Below are 19,781 nucleotides of genomic sequence, written 5' to 3'. Positions count from 1 at the left end.
GAGATAAAAGCATATGATGGAACGTATCATGCATCCGACGTCCGACGAACACCAACCGAATGGGCAGCCGGAACACCAATCCAAATCAGCAATCAACGGCTCAATCGCGCGCCAGGCGACAATCGACGCCTTTAAAAAAATGAATCCCGTCAACATGATCAAACAACCAATCATGTTCGTCGTCTGGATCGGTTGTTTGCTCGCAATCGGCTATACGATCTTCATTGATGAGATGCGTGGATTTAACTTGACGGTCAGCATCATACTCTTCTTGACGGTCTTGTTCGCGAACTTCGCAGAATCGATCGCCGAAGGACGCGGGAAAGCACAAGCAGACTCGTTAAAAGCGTCGAAAGCGGACGTCATGGCACGTAAACGTGTCGGACAATTGATTGAGAGTGTCTCGTCCGCGACACTCCGGAAAGGCGACATCGTCTTCGTCCGGGCCGGTGAATATGTACCAGGTGACGGTGAGATCATCAAAGGTCTTGCTTCGATTGATGAATCGGCGATCACAGGGGAATCGGCACCAGTCATCAAGGAAGCGGGCGGTGATTTCTCATCGGTCATCGGTGGAACACTCGTCGTTAGTGATGAGATTGAAATCCGGATCACGAGTAATCCAGGGGAATCGTTCCTCGATCAGATGATCGCGCTCGTCGAAGGCGCAAGCCGTCAAAAGACACCGAACGAGCTCGCTTTATCAACACTGTTGACGAGCTTGACATTGATTTTCTTACTCGTCGTCATGACGTTACCAGTCTTTACGAACTATCTTGGATTCAATCTTTCTGGTCCAATCTTGATCGCCTTGCTCGTCTGTTTGATTCCGACGACGATCGGTGGCTTGCTGTCCGCGATCGGCATCGCCGGGATGGACCGTGTCACCCGTTTTAACGTCATCGCGATGAGCGGGAAGGCGGTCGAAGCAGCAGGGGATATCCAAACGATCATCTTAGATAAAACGGGAACGATCACGTTCGGGAACCGGATGGCGTCAGAGGTCACGCCAATCGGTGGACGCTCTGTCGAGCAAGCATTCGAAGGGGCGATCATCGCTTCTTTAGCCGATGAGACACCGGAAGGACGATCCGTCTTAGAACTCGCAGAACTACGAGACATGCCAGTCGAGCGCCAGTGGTTAGATGGCGCAGAAATCATTCCGTTTCGTGCGGAAACACGGATGTCAGGTCTTGATTTGACGGATGGTCGCCGGGTGCGTAAAGGAGCGGGACAAGCGATCCAAGAATGGGTGACAGAACAAGGTGGAACGATTCCGAATGATTTGCAAGAAACGATCGATTCCGTCTCACGCTTAGGTGGAACCCCACTTGTCGTTGCGATGGATGCGACGATTCTTGGAGTCATTTACTTGAAAGACACCGTCAAACCAGGAATGCGGGAACGGTTTGATCGGTTGCGTGAGATGGGGATCAAAACGATCATGTGTACCGGCGACAACCCGTTGACGGCAGCAACGATCGCTCGCGAAGCAGGCGTTGATGACTTCGTCGCCGAATGTAAACCGGAAGATAAAATTCGTGTCATTCAGCAAGAACAAGCAGCTGGTCACCTCGTCGCGATGACAGGGGACGGTACGAATGATGCACCAGCACTCGCTCAAGCGGACGTAGGTCTAGCGATGAACAGTGGGACACAAGCTGCGAAAGAAGCAGCGAACATGATTGATCTTGATTCGAACCCAACGAAGATCATCGAAGTCGTCGAAATCGGAAAGCAGCTCTTGATGACACGGGGAGCGTTGACGACGTTCTCGATTGCCAACGATGTCGCGAAATATTTTGCGATCATCCCGGCGATGTTCATGGTCGCGATTCCGCAGATGGAAGTACTCAACATCATGCGACTCGATTCCCCGACGACAGCAATTTTGTCGGCTCTAATCTTTAACGCGATCATCATCCCGATGCTGATCCCGCTCGCGATGAAAGGTGTCTCGTATAAACCGATGACAGCCGATCAATTGCTAGGGCGTAACTTACTCATCTACGGTCTTGGTGGTGTCATCGTACCGTTCATTGGGATTAAAATCATCGATGTCTTGCTTGCAAGCATCCTTTAAGGAGAAAACGAATCATGAAACAAGCCATTCGTGTGACAATCTTCATCACAGCATTATGCGGGATCGTCTTTCCCGCCTTGTTGACGCTGTTCGGTCAGATTCTCGTACCGGATAAAGCAGCCGGTTCACTCGTACAGGAAAACGGAAAATTCATTGGATCGGAATTGATTGCCCAACCGTTCACGTCGAAACAGTATTTTCACGGACGTCCATCAGCGGTCGATCAATTAGCGGGATCATCTGCTGGGGATAACTTGGCAGCATCGAACCCGGAGCTTGGTACGAAGATAGCGGCATTGCAGAAACAGAATCGAGAGGACGGCGCTTCGCTTCCGGACGATGCTCTCGTGACATCCGGTTCTGGTTTCGATCCGCATATCTCAGTTGCTTATGCTTTGGATCAAGCGAAGCGTATCGCAACCGCACGCGACCTATCGCATGACGAGGTACGCAAGCTAATCACGAAAGAAGCCGGGACGCATGATTACGTCAATGTCCTCCTTTTGAACCTAGCACTTGATCGGAGCAAATCATGACACGGGGAAAGCTGAAGCTTTATATCGGCTCAGCTCCCGGTGTCGGAAAAACGTATAAGATGCTTGCTGATGCACGAACCTTAACGCTTGAAGGCAAGGATGTCGTCATCGGTCTGATCGAGACGCACGGTCGAAAAGAGACGGCGGAGATGGTCGGACAGCTCGAACAAGTCCCGTTACTTGAAGTCGTCTATAAAGAGAAAGTGTTTCCTGAGGTGAACGTGGACGCGATCATTGCCCGTCACCCGGATATTGTCCTGATCGATGAACTGGCGCATACGAATGCTCCCGGATCAGAACGGAAAAAACGCTATCAAGATGTCGCGGCACTCCTTGATGCCGGGATCAACGTTTACTCGGCCGTCAACATCCAGCACTTCGAAAGCTTACTCTTTAAAGTCAAAGAAGTGACGGGTGTCGAGGTCCGGGAGCGGATCCCGGATCCATTTCTCGGAGAGGCCGATGAGATCTTACTCGTCGACGTGACGCCGCAAACGTTACGGGAGAGACTCGAGCAAGGGAAAATCTACAAGAAAGAAAAGATTGAACAGAGTCTGAATTCGTTCTTCTCGCTTCAGAATCTCGCGAGCTTACGGGAGTTATCGTTACGACAAGTCGCGGACGAAGTCGACGATCAAGTCTATCAATCACGTTTGTTGATTGAAAAAGACCCAGCGACGTTACAAGAACGGATTCTCGTCTGCATCCAGCTTAATGATAACGCGCGAAAGTTGATCTATCGCGGATTTCGCATGGCCAGTCGATTGAAAGCGGAACTGTATGTTCTGACGATTTTACCGGCAGCGGAAAATCAATTGAATGCGAAACAGAAGGAAGTGCTTGCGATGGTGCGGGAGAGTGGTGCCTTGTTCGGAGCAGAAGTGCTGATCCGGATTCAAGGCGAACGTTCGATTGCGCAAGCGATTACTGCCGCTGCCAAACATCATCGCATCACGCAAATCGTCCTCGGTCAATCCGCGCGGACCCGCTGGCAGGAAATCCGACGCGGATCGATCATCAATGAAATCATGCGTCATGTCCGCGGCATCGACATTCAAATCGTCGCCGACGACATGGAACGCTAGGGGAGCCCTTCCGCGTAAATGCAGGGGTTTTCTTCGCAACATCATCAGTCTATCGTTTCATAAGACGAACGAGTCAGTTGGTCATCCTCCCTTTCCGCAGGCGGGAGGTAAGCTGCGACATCCTCGCATTTCATGCGGTCTACCGGGTCTTACCTATCCCTGTCGAAAGCGTCGAGCGCGCTTTCTTTTCCTGCAGGAGTTGAGGATGATCCTGCTCGTTCGCTACTAATGAAAAAGGAAAGACCGTTCCGGTGGGATCACCAGAACGGTCTTTCCTTTTTTTGATGTTGGAACACATTCATTGATTTAAAGACGTTGGTTCATCGTCTCCTTAACGAGCGAAGACTGGAATATCAAAGACAGCTGTGTAGCTATCCATTTGTTGATAGAGTGAATAGATCCGAGACGTTTGCTTAACGGCCCATCCCATGTCTGTTGCGTATTGATGGCTACCAGGACGCATCGGACTCCAACGCATCTTGTAGAGCGTGTTTTGTCCGTATTCATTATGGATGTACTTCGTGCTGATGAATTCAGCACCACCGACGATTGCCGCTTCTGGTGTAAACCAGCCCATTTTGTAGGCATAAGCAGCGCCGGTGTTGATCGCATCATAATCATACGCACCGATTCCATACATGTTATAGACTTTACGTCCATTCCATGTCACACCCATTGCGAGTGTCGATTGTCCATTGCCTGTCTCAAGTAAAGCGTGTGAGATCAAGTAAGCTTCGTTGACGCTGTATTTTTGACCAGCATCGATGAACGCTTGTCCACAACTACCGTTGCTACACTTGTTGAAGATCCCGAGTCCTTTCGTTACGTTCGCTAACATCTTATCAAGTGTCGCAGCCGATGCTCCTGTCGTTTTCGAGAGATCGAGGAACTGATAGAAGGCAGAAGAGTTGCGGTCGACTTTCAGTGGATCGGCAACATCACGGACGTCCGTTTCCAATGCATTCAACCATTGGATCGTTGAGTAACCACTTGTCGCACTCGTGTAGACACGTGGCTTTGTCGTATAGAAGCCACTGACTGATTGATAGACGCGAATCATTCGACCAGGTTGGAACTGACCGTAGACGTGACTCGCCGTCGAAGCACCAGAGCGGATGTTAAGTGGTGTCGTCGCTGTGACAGTCGCAATTGTTCCATTGACTGGATCAAGTGCGCCGCCGAGACGGACGTAACCCGTACTGACATACATCAATTTATCTTTATAGATATCCGTTTGTGGTGGTGGATTTAGTTTCATCTGGGCGCTGATGAAGGTATCGAACGTATACGGTGTCGCGACAGAGTTATAGACGTTTAATTTCGAAGAAGTCGTCACGAACGCCCCCTTATACGCGTACCCACTTTTTCCATCATAAGAAATCTTATACCAATCACCGATTTGACCGGAGACAGTAACGACGAGGTTTTTCGGAATCGTCTTGATAACATTATAGGAGCTACCAACGTAAGACCGTAAGGCAGCGTCTGATGTTGCCCGTACATACATTTTGTCCTTTGATTCATATTTGATCGATGACGTATTTTGTCCGGTACGGATATAACCCGTTTTGCCATCGATCGTTACTTTATGCCACGACGTGTTCGTGTACGACGTGATCAAAGCAGAAGTGTAATAGACATTTCCGAACGCGAGTGTCGTGACATTCGATGCTTGATCGTCCGGTGCTTGTTTGACGACGAGCGATTCATTCGCCAAGAAGCGTGCACCTGTGATCTTTTTCGTTTCGGTATACGGTGTCAGTGTTGATTTTAAGACATAGCCATTTTTCCCAGCGTAGCTGATCTTTAACCACTGATCGAGACTGCCTGTTACTTGAACGACGGCTGCTTTTGGTAGCTTCGTCACTGTCGCATAGGCTGAACCGGCATCCGACTGGAGTGTCGTATCCGTCGTTGCTTGATAGCGGTGGTTATTAACGCTCTCATAGGTGACCGGTGAACCTTGATTGATTTGAACGTAGCCGGTCTTCCCATCGACTGTCAGGCGATGCCATTGCTCGGAATGACCATTCGTGACGACTTGATTCGTCGTGTAGACGTCTCCAGAAGAAAGGCGAACGACGGTTTCTGCTGTCGCATGGTGCGATGCTTTCACTTCGACGGTACGTTCAAGGCGATAATAAGAAGAAGGAATCGATTGCGTCATGACTTTTTCCTTGGCGTAACGTGAAGCGATATAACCCGTCTTCCCGCTGTACGTCACGCGATACCAGTCATCGATCATTCCAGTGACAGTAATGCTTGTACCAGAAGGAATCGTTTTAACGGTCGCGTAAGTGTTTCCGGCATACGAGCGAAGTGGAGTCGAAGCCGTCGTCTGCATGACGATCCGGTCCGATTGGTACTGCACACTCTTGCCTTGGTTGACAGGAATGTAGCCCGTCTTTCCATCCTTACTGACACGATGCCATTGCTGTCCGTTTGACGTGACGAGCTGTGTCGTGTAATAGATGTCACCGCTCTGCAGTGTTGCAAGTGTCGATGCTTGTGCGTCGGGTGAAGATTTGATGGAAACCGTGTTTTCCAGTTCGAAGCGGGCGCCTGAAATCGTTTGTTTCGTCGCAAGTGTCGTAAACGTGTTTGATGCGGCATATCCCGTTTTACCGTTATAACTGACACGGTACCAATTCCCGATCCGTCCAGAAATTTTGATGACGGTATTGCTCGGAATCGTTTGTACTGTTGCATACGATGGACCAGCATACGAACGAATCGCCGTCGATGCCGTCGTTTTTAAAGAGAGGTTTGATTCAGTTTCGTATGCAATCGCTGTCCCTTGATTGGCTGGTACGAATCCGATTTTACCTTCCTTCGATACTTGATGCCATGTTTCGCCGAGCGGATTCGTCACACGTGTTTTCGTATAATAGACGTTTCCGGCACTCAGTGTCGCAAGTGCTTCTCCATTCGCAGCAGGTGTCGTTTTGATGACGAGTGGTGATGTCAATAAGAAGCGTGAAGACGGAAGCTTTGTTTTTTCTGTGTATTCTGCCAACGTAGCGGATAAGACATACCCTGTCTTTCCGGCATATGTGACTTGATGATAGATTGCCGTCTTAGCATTCGAGGTGACGACCGTACCTTTTGGTAGACTCGCTAGACTTTGTTTTGCCTCGGCTTGACTGTAAAGTGGTGTCACACTTTTCGTCTGATACCGTGTTTGTGGAATTAATGTCACATTTTGCTTTTCAGAAGAGGCGAACGCATCTTGATGCATGTAGCCTGTCTTCCCGTCGTACTGGATACTGACCCATTTTTCGATCCGACCGACGACTTTGACGTCTTTTCCAGATGGAATGGTCTGAACTTTGGGATAACCTGTTCCAGCGTACTGACGCAAGATGTAAGCATCGATCGTTTTTAACGTCGTGTTCGTCACCTTTTTATACGCGACCGCTTTTGCGCCAGCTGCGACATAGCCTGTCTTGCCGTCATATTTGACGCGGTACCATGTCTCGCCATATGGATTCGTCACACGTTGTGACGTGTAGTACACATCCTCTTCGTTCAACGTGCCGATCGTCGTTGCAGTATCCACTGCTGTCTTTTTGATCGGTGTCTTTTTGAGGACGAGGTAGCGCTGTCCTGAAACGGTTTGTTTCTTTTCATACAGCGTGAGGTATTTCGACGCGACATATCCCGTTTTTCCAGCATATGTGACCCTTCTGAACGAGCCAGAAGCATACGTAGATGAAACGACAGTTCCGGTCTTGATCGTCAACAAGCGTTTCCGAGAAGATGCCGTCTTATCGTACAGATAACTATCGGTAGACAGACGGTAGGTCGTCGCTTTCGTCGTTGCTGCTTCAGCCATCGGAAGAGATGTCAAAACGATGCTAAAAACGATGAGAAAGCTTGCGAACACCTTCAAGGTCTTCGAGAATGATGTCGTGTTCAAAGTATCTTTCCTCCTAGTAGATATTCGTCCGGATGGACGGAATCGGCTTCTAGGATGTCTAAGTCTAAGTTGTAAAATCTATTGCCTATCCTTACTATCGACAATATCGGATTTTTATGAACAAAAGATTGAATAATTTTGAAAAAAGGGGTCTGGTTTTTTGAAAAACCCTCCTGTTTTTTTAAACAAGAGGGGATATGGTTAGATATGGAGACGTGCGAGGATTTCCGTTAAACGCGTCGTCGGACGTTCGCAGGAAAAATCATGACAGAGATAAGCCGTTGGTGCGTCTGGTTCTGGATACTCCGCAAGCAGTGGGACGTGCGGAAGAAGGTCGCGCTTCGTACCGATCAACAAAGCAACTTCCGGTAAGCGTAACTGTTGCAGTTGCTTGATTTCGAGCGGGATGTCTACTTCTTCCGGAAGCAAGATAATCAATTCCTTCGGTTCCATCTGCCGGTAGGTGAAGGTACTGACAAGTGAGGCGAATCCAGTCGGTTGTTGCTCGACTTCCTCTATTAAAGTTGCGAGAGCCCGTTCAGCACTCTCTTGGTAAACGAGACGACCAGTAAGACGACTGAGCGTGAAAAGGGCGTTCAAGGCAATGCTATTTCCGGCAGGTGTGACGCCATCATACAGATCGAGTGGACGAACAAGTAGTTTGTCGGAGCGTGACGACGTCAGATAAAAATAACCATCTGCTGTCTGGAACTGGTCCTGCAGCACATCTGCGAAAGCTAAAGCTTCCTTTAGATGGAGAGCGTGGTGTGTAGACTGGAATAGTTCAAGATGTGCATCAATCATGTACGCATAGTCATCGAGGAAACCGTGACCGGTCGCTTGTCCATCGCGGTAATGGACAGCAAGGTGCTGTTCGGTACGAACGAATCGTTCGAGGGACGTCATTGCACGCGTTGCGACATGCGTATAATGCGGTTCGCCAAGGACACGGCCGGCTTTAGCGAACGTCGAAATCATCATCGCATTCCACGATGTCAACCGTTTATCATCACGGAACGGTCGCATGCGTTCATTTCGCGCACGAAGAAGAATTTGGCGCTCGTGTTCGAGTTGCGACGCTGTTTCAGCAAGCGACAAGTGAATAGAACGTGCGAATGCCTCGAGTGTTCGTCCTGTCCGGTAAAAGACGTTCCGTCCCTCAAAGTTTCCCGATGCTGAAGCATGATAGAAGCGGGGGAACAGCGCGTTTGGTCCGAGTAAGTCGGTCAGCTCACGCTCCGTGAACGTATAAAAATGTCCTTCGCCCCCTTCGCTATCTGCATCCAGTGCGGCATAAAAGGTGCCGTCCGGTGCGGTCAATTCCTGTTCTACAAACGTCAGCACTTCTTCTGCGTAGCGACGGAAGCGAGTTTGACCCGATGCTTGATACGTTTCGATGCATACTGTCGCAAACCAGGCATTGTCATAGAGCATCTTTTCGAAATGAGGAATTTCCCACTTGGCATCGACCGTGTAGCGGAATAGACCGTAGCCGACTTGATCCGTCATCCCGCCGTCACGCATCGCGATCAGCGATCGCATGACCATATGAAGTGCCGTCTCGTCTTCCGCGAACTGATAATAATCGAGCAAGAAACGGAGCAGGGCAGGCGACGGGAACTTCGGCGCCTCTCCGAATCCGCCATGTTGACGATCAAATTGTCGCATCGCTTGATCAAAGGTGTCATGAATGATCGATTCATCCCAAGTACGGGTAGACGTCGCAGGCTGCAATACGTCGCGAAGCGTCTGCGACATATTCTGACCGACTTGTGCGATTTTCTCTGGTGAACGGCGGAATTGTTCGCTGAGCTGGAGTGTCACTTGACGAAAACTCGGACGATTGAATTGAGGCGTTTTTGGAAAATACGTGCCGATATAAAATGGCTGTTGATCCGCTGTCATGAAGACGCTCAGCGGCCAGCCGCCTTGTCCGTTCATGACTTGAGCAGCCGTCATGTACAAATGATCGATGTCGGGACGTTCTTCTCGGTCGACTTTGATCGAGATATAGCGTTCATTTAAGAGTCGTGCCGTTTCTTCATCTTCGAAACTTTCGTGTGCCAGCACATGGCACCAGTGGCACGTCGAATACCCGATTGATAAAAAGATTGGCTTACCAGTCTCACGCGCGGCAGTGAAGGCATCCTCACCCCAGGGGTACCAATCGACAGGGTGGTGGGCATGTTGCAATAGATAGGGACTCGTTTCATGGATAAGTCGATTCGACATGATGGATTTCCCTCGTTTCTTCTATAGTAATGAGTCCTCTTCACGATACTCGGCTTTTGTAGCAGGTGCAACTCTGATTCCAAGACGAGGGAAAACGATTTTCTAAAAGAAAGATTGACTTTATAAAAGAAAGTATGATAAATTAATATAAGTCATGAATCGGGGATGATCACTCATGTGAGAATCTTCAATCCATATCATACAATTAAATCGACAGGTCAGGATTTTTAGACCGCTACTGACAAATGAGTCAGACATAAGTCATCGCTTTTATTTTGTCCTTCTTCATACTACGGGAAGAAGTCGACCCAGCAAGATAAACCTTCCAATCGATACTTTTCCGCTCATTCCCGAGCTATTTCTAAAAATCCCAGTATCATGCGTCCGTTGCAGACGCATCACGATTCTTGCTAAAATGCTTGATTCAGCTGGCGCGGCCAAGGAGCCGTAACAACGAAAGAGAGGTAGGGCTTTCGTCGTTTCAGGTGTTTTGATCACCTGTAATCCTCGATTCTCATGACAACCAAAAACAACGACACGCTGATGAGGCGTTTTTTTTATGCCTTTTTTCGGGTAAAGCGGAAAGAAGGGGGTGACGACATGCCATGGAATGAGAACAACTATCCGGATTCATTCAAGAACTTTGATCCACCGCTTCGAAAAAAAGCGATTGAGATCGCGAACGCTTTGTTAGAAGAAGGGTATGAAGAGGGACGCGCTATTCCGATTGCGACATCACAAGCTGAAAAATGGTACGAAAGTCACAAAGACGAACAATAAAATGTTGTAAGCGATACCATATCTTTCATTTACGAAGGATGGTATCTTTTTTTACGAAAAATATACACTCTTTTGAATATAATCTGATATTATAAAGAAGTGTCAGAAAATTCAATAGGGGGTCACATCATGAAATACGGCAGTACGTTTGGAAAGTGGGCATTGGCCGGAATATTGACTGCAGGAATCCTTCCACAAGCGGGTCTTGTCGGGGCAGAAGGCGAAGGCGTCATCTTGTCTGAATACATAGAAGGAACAAGTAACAACAAGGCAATCGAGCTATACAATGGATCGGGGCAAATCATTGATTTAGCAGACTATACACTCGTTCAATACACGAACGGTGGACCATCTGAGTCCAAAATCACATTATCGGGGAAAGTAGATCCAGGTAAAACATTCGTTATCGCGAATTCAAGTGCGAATGCAGACATCAAAGCAAAAGCGCAAATGACGACGGGTTCGTTGAACTTCAACGGAAATGATCCGGTTGCATTAAAAAAGGGCGACGTTGTCCTTGATATCATCGGACCGATCGGTTCATCCGTTGATTTCGCAAAAGACACGACACTTGTTCGGAAATCAGGTGTTACATCAGGTGTTAAGACGTATGAACCATCACAGTGGACGAGCTTTCCTGTCGATACACTGACGAATCTCGGTAGCCATCAGACGGAAGCCGGCGATATTCTCGTTGCACCAACGGCTACTCCAGTCGGTGAGGTCGAGCGTGGGGATCAAGTGACACTGTCGGGTGAAGGAACGATCCATTATACAGTTGATGGTACGACACCGACTGTTGACAGTCCGGTTTACACATCACCGATTACGATCAATGACGAAGTGACGATTCAAGCAGTTGCTGTCAAGGACGGGAAAACGTCAGCTGTCTCGACATTCAAGTACTACATCGCACCACCATTCACTAAAATCAGCAGTATCCAAGGCGTCGCGCACACATCACCATACGCAGATCAACTCGTCCGGACGACGGGTGTCGTCACGTATGTCGTTGATGCGAACAACTTCTACATGCAGGATCCAAATCCGGATAACGACAGCCGGACATCAGAAGGTATTCTCGTCTACGCAAAAAACCACGGTGCTGCCGTTGGACAAAAGGTCGCGACGACAGGTTACGTCAAGGAATGGATCCTTGGCGGATACAGCGATAAATTCGATACGGATCTAGCCGTTACGGAAATCAGTACGGTCAATCTCGTAAAGGGTGCGCTCAACGAAGGGTTACCAGCGAGCATCGTCCTTGGTGATAAAGGCGTCTTGATTCCGACTCAAGTCGTCGATAACGATTCTTTCGCTCAGTTTGACCCGGAAGAAGATGCGATCGATTTATATGAAAGCTTAGAAGGCATGCGTGTTGCTTTACCGAACGCGATCGTCACAGGACCACAAGCGAACCGGACGATCCCAGTTCGTACACAAACAGACACAAACAAGGTCTACACGAAACGTGGCACACCGATTCTGACGAAGGACAACGTCAATCCGGAGCGCTTGTTCGTCGAGATGGGAAGTTCATCGTATCGTGCGAAAGCCGGAGACACATTCGATGGAACGATTGAGGGTGTCATGAGCTACAACTATTCGGCTTACAAAGTACTCGCAAAAGCAGCAGACCTTCCGAAACTCGTTACGAGCGAAGTGGAACGTCAACCGACGAACATCGAAACGGGTGAATCACGCCTGACTGTCGCTTCATACAATGTCGAGAACTTTGCTTCGACAGCGGATGCTGGAAAAGTTGATCGTGTCTCGGAAGGCATCGCGACATTCCTGAAGACACCAGACATCGTTGGTTTGACAGAGATGCAGGATAACGACGGCGCAACAGATAGTGGCACAGTCGACGCTTCGAAATCATTTGAGACATTGATCGCAGCGATCGAAGCAAAAACAGGTGTCCGGTATGCGTATACGGACATCGCACCAGAAGATAAAAAGGACGGCGGGCAACCAGGCGGAAACATCCGTGTCGGATTCCTCTACAATCCAGCGCGTGTATCACTCGCACCAGGAGAAAAAGGTGGAGCGACGGAAGCCGTGTCAGTTGAAAATGGTAAGCTGACGAAAAACCCGGGTCGCATTCAGCCGACGGATCCGAACTTCGCGAGTTCGCGGAAACCGCTCGTCGCGGAATTCCTCTTTAATGGTGATTCATATTATGTCATCGTCAACCACTTCAACTCAAAAGGTGGCGATGGAGCTGACTTCGGGAAAAACCAACCGGTCGTTCGTAAGAGTGAAGTCCAGCGTCATGCGATTGCGAACATCGTCCAAAACTTCGTTTCTGAATTGAAGACGGAAGTCAAAGATTCGAATGTCGTCGTTCTTGGTGACCTCAACGACTTCCAGTTCTCAGAAACGTTAGACATCCTGAAAGGGAAAAATCTCTGGAACACAGTCGATGATCTTCCGAAATCTGAGCGTTACTCGTACGTCTACAACGGAAATGCGCAAGTACTCGACCATATCTTAATTTCGAATAACTTGAAGTCGTATACATCGTCGGATATCGTCAACATCAACTCGGATTACATGGAAGCAGACGGTAGCGCGAGTGACCACGATCCAGCGATCATCTCGATTCAAGGTGCACAAACGGCAGTACCGGTCAAAGGAACGGCAGAAGTCGGTATCTGGCGTGCTGTTCAAAAAGGAAAACACATCTTCATTGAACGTAAATTGGGTCGCAACTGGGATAAAGCCAGTGAAACACACGCCGATCAACAAGGTGAATTGCTCGCACTTCGCGTGTCACAAGGGCGTCCATACATTCAAGTGAAGACAATCAAAGGCAAAACGATCTGGCTTGAATTGTCGAACAAATACAAACTAGCTGAAACAACGAAATACCAATAAAATCAAAAAAAGCGGACTTAGCGGTCCGCTTTTTTGCGTGCTGGGATAAAGAGTAAAAGAAGTGAGAGTGTACTGATCGAGAGTGTGGAAATTAAGGCAACGGGTAACGGGATGGCACGGAACATATACGTGAAGTGAATGATGATCAATAATAGAATAATAGCGAGACCAGGAATGAATTGTTTTGAGAGCAACATACCGGAACCTGGAACGAGTATTTCAAATCCAAGTCGTTGATTGAGACGAACATCTTCGTGGGCATTGGCTAAGCTAAAGGATACAGTCAAGGCGACAAGAATCATCCAGCCGGAGAATAAGTATTGTTGAATGGGTAAAAAGGCAATGGATTCATAAATGAAATACAGTAAAACCATAGGTCAGCTCCTTCATATCATTATGTTATTTGGAAAAGCATTGAAAGTTTGGCTTACGAATTTTAATGATACCGAGTCAAGATTCGGAGAGCAACCAAAATTCGCTGAGAATGAAATAAAAGAATGTTCACACATTTTAAGAAAAGGGGAATATACTTTAGTCTCTGTACTAAATGTTTTCAAGAATCGTTTAAAAGAAAGCATTTCACTAAAGGAAGAGCGTTCTCATGAAATGTGTCAGGTTTGTGGACAGAAGATGTGATTTAGATAAATGAGAGCCAATGACTGTTCGGGGGAAACAATTTCTTTTAAAATAAAGGTAATGAGATTAAAGGAGGCGAAACGACGACATGAAAAAATGGTTGATCATCGGAGTAGCAGCGGTAGCCTTTTTCGGCTATGAAAACATTCCAATGGAACAGGCAGAAGCCGATTACCCGAAAAGTGGCGGCAAGCTGATTGATCGATATAGCAGTGAGTATCCCGGATATGACTGGGAAGTCAGACGGACTTCAACGGAAGAATTCGTCGCCTTAACGAAGGATGGTAAGGACTACGGAAAATATCGTTTCAAAAACGGTGTGACGACACAAGGTGCAGTATTGAATAAGGATACGGAATCCTCTTTGAAGAAAAAGGGTTGGACCGCAGTGAAATCCTATCGTAAAGGCAACACAAACTACATGCTGAATCTGGACCATGCCGCCGTTTATGAGAAGAAAGGGAACTATGTGACGTACTTCTTCGATCAACATGACGGCAATAAAGTCAAAGCGACACTTGCGATTCCGAAAGACGTCGAAGCGAAGAAAAAAGGCTTCTACGGTACGTCATCAAATGCGCTACGGACGACGGATGAGAAATTGATGCTTCGCTTGATGAACTGGGAACGCGCTGACTATAAGTTGAATCCGTTAGCACCGTACACAGCATTGAAGCCGGTCACCCGTGGTCACAGCGAAAACATGGCGAAACATAATTTCTTCTCGCATACAGATCCACAAGGTCGTGATCCGTTCGACCGGATGAAACGCGGAGGAATCACGTTCAGCTATGCTGGCGAAAACCTCTCGATGGGGTATCCGAACGTCTTTGCCGCGCATTGGGGTCTAATGAATTCACAAGGACACCGAGAAAATATTTTGAAAAAAGAGTACAAGCAAGCCGATGTCGGTGTGGCATTCCGAGACAACGCACCGTACTTCACGATTAATTTCCGAACACCTTAAGTATGTAAAAAAGAGGATGACATTTCACGATGTCGTTCTCTTTTTCATGAGATTGTTTGTTTTATACTAAAGGCAGGAGGTGGGGCGATTGGAAATCCGTCGATTGAATCCAGAAGATGCAGTACTCTATAAAGCATTGCGATTAGAAGCATTACAGAATCACCCGGAAGCGTTCGGCTCCGATTATGAAGCGGAAAAAGATCGATCGGTCGACCAGTATGCTACGCGATTTCAGAGCGAACAGGCAGCGACGTTCGGTGCCTTTCATGAAGCGCAACTCGTTGGGGTCGTCACCGTTGTCTGCTCCGAGCTGGACAAGATGCGACATCGAGCCAATTTATTTGCGATGTACGTCACTCCAAGCATCAGAAAACAGCAGGTCGGACGGCAATTGGTACAAGAGGCATTACGGGCATTAGAGGAACGTCCTTGGATCGAGCAGGTTCATCTCTCGGTCGTTCGGACGAATGAAGCCGCTAAAGCCTTGTATCGGTCGCTTGGCTTCGAATCGTACGCGATGGAACCGCGGGCGTTGAAAATCGATGGTACCTATCATGATGAAGAACTCATGTGGTATCGGTTCTAACACAAAACGACCGAAATTCAATGAGAGATGATCTCTTTTGAATTCCGGTCGTTTTTAAAATCAGTTTGCCCAATTTGGTTTGCTGAAACCTTTGAATGATTTTTCGATGACTGTGTTGAAGGCATCGGATTCGACAGCCGTCTTCAGGTCTTTTGCGACTTGTGAGTCTGCATCTTTCGTTTGGACAGCAATGAGGTTCCGGTATTGCTCGTCCATCGTCTCAAGTGCTAACGCATCGAGTAAATCGAATTTCGCAGCAAGCGCGAAGTTCCCTGGAACTGCTGAGACATCAACGCTTTCGATGGCACGTGGCAGTTGCGCTGCTTCAAGCGGCTTGATGACGAGTTTCTTCGGATTTTTGACGATATCTTTCTCTGAGACGGTCAGTGGATCGACATCTGGCTTCAGTTCGATCCAGCCTTGTTCTGCCAAGAGGTTCAGCGCGCGTGCCTGGTTCGTTGGATCGTTCGGTGTCGCGACTTCAGCGCCCGTCTTGACGTCGTCAAGTGTCTTCGCCGTTTTACTATATAGTCCCATCGGTGCCGTCGGGACAGTGATGAGTCCTTTAAGGTCGAGGTTCTTTTCTTTAGAGAACGTCTTCAGGTAAATCGAGTGTTGGAACAAGTTAGCATCGATATTGCCGCTACCGAGTGCGATGTTCGGTTGGATATAATCGCTGAACTCGACGATTTCGACTTTATAGCCTTTCTTTTCGAGTTGCGGTTGAATCGCTTGTTTGACCATGTCACTATAAGGACCGCTTGTCGCCCCAATTTTGATCGTCTTGTCTTTTTCATCAGCACTGCTGTCTCCGCATCCTGCGAGGATTCCTGCACCGAGTAAGGCTGTAGCTAAAAAGGCATATCGTTTTTTCATGATTCAACTCTCCCTTTGTATGTATGATTAGCGTTTATCTGTTTTTCGCGCCAGTTGATTGCCGAGTGCTTGAATGCTTTGGACGATGACGATGAGGACGACGATTGTCACGATCATGATGAGATTATCATAGCGATAGTAGCCGAAGCGGATCGCGAGGTCACCGACACCTCCGCCGCCGACAATCCCAGCCATCGCCGAGAAGCCGATCAAACTGATCGTCGTTAGCGTGATGCCCTGAATGATGCCAGGGAGTGCTTCTGGTAAAAGGATACTGACGATGATCCGTAACGGTTTCGCTCCGCACGCTTCCGCTGCTTCGATCAAACCAGGTGGAATCTCACGCAGTGATGTTTCGACGAGTCGTGCGAGAAACGGAATCGCTGCGACACTGAGGCTGACGGATGCTGCTGTCGGACCGATCGTATTATCAAGCAAGAACTTCGTTAATGGAATGAGAGCAACAAGCAAGATGATGAACGGCAAGGACCGGACGATGTTGACGACGAAGTCAAGGACACGTCGGATGGCAATGTTTTGAAAGAATAAGCCGCGGTCGGTGACGAACAGGAGAATCCCAAGTGGAATCCCGACGACCAATGCGAAGGCAAGCGAAATGCCAACCATCCACGCCGTCTCACCAAGTGCCTTCAACAACTCGGGTAACATCGTTTGTATACGATCAAGCCACATCCTGAATCACCTCGAGTGTATGAAGTTCCGCCGCAAGCCAGTCGAGGGCAGGTGCGATTTGATCGGAGGATCCCGTCAAGCTGACGATTAGGACACCAAAAGCGACGTCTTGGATGTAATCGACTTTTCCGTGCAGGATGCTGACCGAGATATCGTATCGACGGATGGCTTCCGACAACGTACTTTCACCGGTCTTCTCGCCCGTGAACTGCAGGCGGATGATCTTTCCCGGTGTCGCTTGCAAGATGCGTTCCGGTAGCTCGATCTGGAGTGCCGTGTCGACGTAATGTTGTGTCACCGGATGTTTGGCTTGACTGAACAAATCGTATGTAGAGGCGACTTCGACGACTTCCCCTTGCGACATGACCGCGACACGATGGCAAATCTGTTTGACGACATCGATCTCATGCGTGATGAGGACGATCGTCAATCCGAGTCGTTCATTCAAATCTTTCAACAAATCTAAAATCTGCAGCGTCGTGACCGGATCAAGGGCAGAGGTCGCTTCGTCACATAACAAGACGGTTGGATCATTCGCGAGTGCCCGGGCAATCCCAACGCGCTGTTTTTGTCCGCCGCTCAACTGACTCGGGAAGTTCGTTTCGAATCCTTCGAGTCCGACGAGTGAGACGAGTTCACGGATCCGTTCTGGAAAATCTGCTCGTTTGACGCCAGCAGCCTTCAGTGCGAAAGCAATGTTATCTGCGACATTACGCGACTGGATCAATTGAAAATGCTGAAAGATCATTCCTGTCCGCAAACGAAGTTGACGCAAATCTGCTTTTGACATCCCACCGAGCGAGACACCGTCGACCTTGACCGTTCCTTGTGTCGGATGCTCGAGACCGTTGATCAGACGAAGTAACGTACTCTTACCGGCACCGGATTCGCCGATGATCCCAAAGATTTCTCCTTTTTGAATCGTCAAATCGACATCCCGTAATGCGAAAATCGGGGTCCGGTCTCGGACGAACCGTTTCGTAATCTGTTTGAATTCGATCATTTGCTCATCTCCTTGTACAAAAAAAGTCGCTTTTTCCTAGTAGCAGAGCAACCAGAAAAAAGCGACGAAAGTGTAAGATTTCGTAACTTATCTCTCAGAATGAATCCATTCTGTAGGATGTGGCACCGTTCCTGATAGGTGGTTGCCGGACGTCGTTGGGCCTAATCCCTCGGTCGCTCTCGATAAGTAGTTATGCTGTTGGGATTTACTTTAACGGAAATGATTCCCATCTGTCAAATGTTTTTTCAGAATTATTCCGCAACAGGTGTCCGGAACAGGTTGAGCGTTCCGATTCGGTCGACGGCCTCCTCTAGCCGTTCGACGTCAGCAATTAAGCTGATCCGCACGTATCCTTCGCCGTATTCACCGAAGAATGATCCAGGGGTCACGGCGACGTGTGCTTCGTCAAGCAGATGATCCGTGAAGCTTTGGGACGTATATCCTTCCGGCACGGGGAGCCATACGAAGAAGGAACCGCCCGGTCGTGGTCCACTCCAGCCGATTGCATCGAGTTTCGTAAACAATGCATCGCGTCGTGTTTCATATAAGCTACTTAACTCACGGACACATGTTTGGTCACTCGTCAGGGCAACGGTCGCTGCATGTTGGATCGGTGTGAAGGCACTGACGTAGAGATGTTCCTGATACGTCTCGATGCTTGAGATGACGGACGGATTTCCGATCGCGAAAGCGATTCGGAAGCCAGACATGTTGAAGCGTTTCGAGAGTGAGAACAACTCGATTCCGACATCTTTCGCCCCTTCCGTCTGCAAGAAGCTTCGTGTGGAACCATCAAAGCTGATGCCACCGTAGGCTAAATCATGGACGACACAAATATCATGGGCATCCGCGAAGGCAACTGTCTGTTCGAAGGCTTGTGCTGTCGCTGTCGCACCTGTCGGATTACTCGGGTAATTGAGGAACAACATCCGGGCGCGCTCGACATCTGTCGTATCAAGTAAATCGTAATCCGGCAGGAAGTTATTTTTCTCAAGCAATGGAAGCGTAATCGGGTAAGCACCAGCAAGTGCTGCTCCAGACAGGTAATCCGGGTACCCCGGATCCGGGACGATGACACCTTCTCCAGGATTGACGATTGTTTGTGGTAAGGCGACGATTCCGGCTTTACTACCGAGAAGAATTGCGACCTCGGTTGCCGGATCGATCGTGACGCCGAATTCGTTCGCATAAAAGCTCGCGACGGCTTGCTTTAGAAAATCATGTCCACGAAATGGTGGATATTGAAGGTTTGTTGGCTCATCGATCGCCTGTTTCAAGGCGTCGAGAATATGTACGGGCGTCGTTTGATCGGGTGTTCCTTGACCAAGGGTGATGACATCATGTCCGGCAGCTTTCACAGCACCGATCCGGTTCGCAAGTTCAGCGAAAACGGGAGCAGGAAGCCGATCGATGGCGATGGATGGAGCGAAATGTTTCATGGATGTGTGCCTCCTTCGTAGTATTGTCGTCAAGGATAACGAATATTCAGTCAAAAGAAAAGAACT

General features: G+C 48.5%; 14 protein-coding genes and 1 riboswitch. Of the genes, 7 read left to right on the top strand and 7 right to left on the bottom strand.

Features of this window, described 5'->3' with window-relative positions; all coding sequences use genetic code 11:
- Positions 1-13: 13 nt before the first annotated feature.
- Genes kdpB through B3S86_RS11535 form a run of 3 tightly spaced genes read left to right on the top strand, consistent with a single transcriptional unit; the run spans position 14 to position 3,704 of the window.
- A complete protein-coding gene (gene kdpB, locus B3S86_RS11545) occupies positions 14-2,083 on the top strand; it encodes a potassium-transporting ATPase subunit KdpB (protein WP_414651174.1) in 2,070 nt (689 codons plus the stop codon).
- Positions 2,084-2,097: 14 nt separating this feature from the next.
- Entirely contained in the window at positions 2,098-2,619 is a 522-nt protein-coding gene (kdpC, locus tag B3S86_RS11540; protein ID WP_290752674.1) for a K(+)-transporting ATPase subunit C, read from the top strand.
- The gene (locus tag B3S86_RS11535; RefSeq protein WP_056063215.1) at positions 2,616-3,704 is read left to right on the top strand and encodes a universal stress protein; all 1,089 of its coding nucleotides are present in this window, start codon (positions 2,616-2,618) and stop codon (positions 3,702-3,704) included. The genes kdpC and B3S86_RS11535 overlap by 4 nt, the downstream gene beginning before the upstream one ends.
- Before the next feature lie 331 nt (positions 3,705-4,035).
- On the opposite strand, the gene B3S86_RS11530 is transcribed toward B3S86_RS11535, so the two are convergent.
- Together B3S86_RS11530 and B3S86_RS11525 are read right to left on the bottom strand one after the other, a co-directional pair.
- Positions 4,036-7,623, bottom strand: coding sequence for an SH3 domain-containing protein (locus B3S86_RS11530; RefSeq protein WP_290752669.1), 3,588 nt, complete (start codon positions 7,621-7,623; stop codon positions 4,036-4,038).
- 201 nt (positions 7,624-7,824) lie between these two features.
- Positions 7,825-9,855: a thioredoxin domain-containing protein gene (locus B3S86_RS11525; protein WP_290752666.1), complete on the bottom strand. Its 2,031-nt coding sequence runs from the start codon at positions 9,853-9,855 to the stop codon at positions 7,825-7,827.
- 600 nt (positions 9,856-10,455) lie between these two features.
- Between B3S86_RS11525 and B3S86_RS11520 the strand changes: the two genes are divergently transcribed.
- Both B3S86_RS11520 and B3S86_RS11515 read left to right on the top strand, forming a co-directional pair.
- The gene (locus tag B3S86_RS11520; RefSeq protein WP_035410333.1) at positions 10,456-10,635 is read left to right on the top strand and encodes a hypothetical protein; all 180 of its coding nucleotides are present in this window, start codon (positions 10,456-10,458) and stop codon (positions 10,633-10,635) included.
- A gap of 129 nt (positions 10,636-10,764) precedes the next feature.
- Complete coding sequence (locus tag B3S86_RS11515) at positions 10,765-13,515, top strand: FN3 associated domain-containing protein (RefSeq protein ID WP_290752662.1); 2,751 nt, start codon at positions 10,765-10,767, stop codon at positions 13,513-13,515.
- Between the two features lie 17 nt (positions 13,516-13,532).
- On the opposite strand, the gene B3S86_RS11510 is transcribed toward B3S86_RS11515, so the two are convergent.
- Complete coding sequence (locus tag B3S86_RS11510) at positions 13,533-13,889, bottom strand: hypothetical protein (protein WP_035410328.1); 357 nt, start codon at positions 13,887-13,889, stop codon at positions 13,533-13,535.
- Between the two features lie 350 nt (positions 13,890-14,239).
- On the opposite strand from B3S86_RS11510, the gene B3S86_RS11505 reads away from it, so the two are divergent.
- Together B3S86_RS11505 and B3S86_RS11500 are read left to right on the top strand one after the other, a co-directional pair.
- Positions 14,240-15,118, top strand: coding sequence for a CAP domain-containing protein (locus B3S86_RS11505; RefSeq protein ID WP_290752658.1), 879 nt, complete (start codon positions 14,240-14,242; stop codon positions 15,116-15,118).
- An 88-nt stretch (positions 15,119-15,206) separates the two neighbouring features.
- Positions 15,207-15,704: a GNAT family N-acetyltransferase gene (locus tag B3S86_RS11500; RefSeq protein ID WP_290752655.1), complete on the top strand. Its 498-nt coding sequence runs from the start codon at positions 15,207-15,209 to the stop codon at positions 15,702-15,704.
- Positions 15,705-15,764: 60 nt separating this feature from the next.
- On the opposite strand, the gene B3S86_RS11495 is transcribed toward B3S86_RS11500, so the two are convergent.
- From B3S86_RS11495 to B3S86_RS11480, 4 genes are all read right to left on the bottom strand, one after another.
- Complete coding sequence (locus B3S86_RS11495; protein WP_290752652.1) at positions 15,765-16,580, bottom strand: MetQ/NlpA family ABC transporter substrate-binding protein; 816 nt, start codon at positions 16,578-16,580, stop codon at positions 15,765-15,767.
- Positions 16,581-16,607: 27 nt separating this feature from the next.
- Positions 16,608-17,273: a methionine ABC transporter permease gene (locus tag B3S86_RS11490; protein WP_035410311.1), complete on the bottom strand. Its 666-nt coding sequence runs from the start codon at positions 17,271-17,273 to the stop codon at positions 16,608-16,610.
- The gene (locus tag B3S86_RS11485) at positions 17,263-18,276 is read right to left on the bottom strand and encodes a methionine ABC transporter ATP-binding protein (RefSeq protein WP_035410309.1); all 1,014 of its coding nucleotides are present in this window, start codon (positions 18,274-18,276) and stop codon (positions 17,263-17,265) included. Before B3S86_RS11485 ends, B3S86_RS11490 begins: the two co-directional genes overlap by 11 nt.
- Positions 18,277-18,360: 84 nt before the next feature.
- Positions 18,361-18,465: riboswitch (SAM riboswitch) on the bottom strand.
- 62 nt (positions 18,466-18,527) lie between these two features.
- Positions 18,528-19,715, bottom strand: coding sequence for an aminotransferase class I/II-fold pyridoxal phosphate-dependent enzyme (locus B3S86_RS11480; protein ID WP_290752645.1), 1,188 nt, complete (start codon positions 19,713-19,715; stop codon positions 18,528-18,530).
- Positions 19,716-19,781: the final 66 nt, after the last annotated feature.

It is taken from the genome of Exiguobacterium sp. UBA3968 (assembly GCF_002385115.1).
Taxonomy (GTDB): Bacteria; Bacillota; Bacilli; order Exiguobacteriales; family Exiguobacteriaceae; genus Exiguobacterium_A.
Note: the sequence above shows the minus strand (reverse complement) of the source record. Positions and strands in the feature narration are given on the sequence as shown.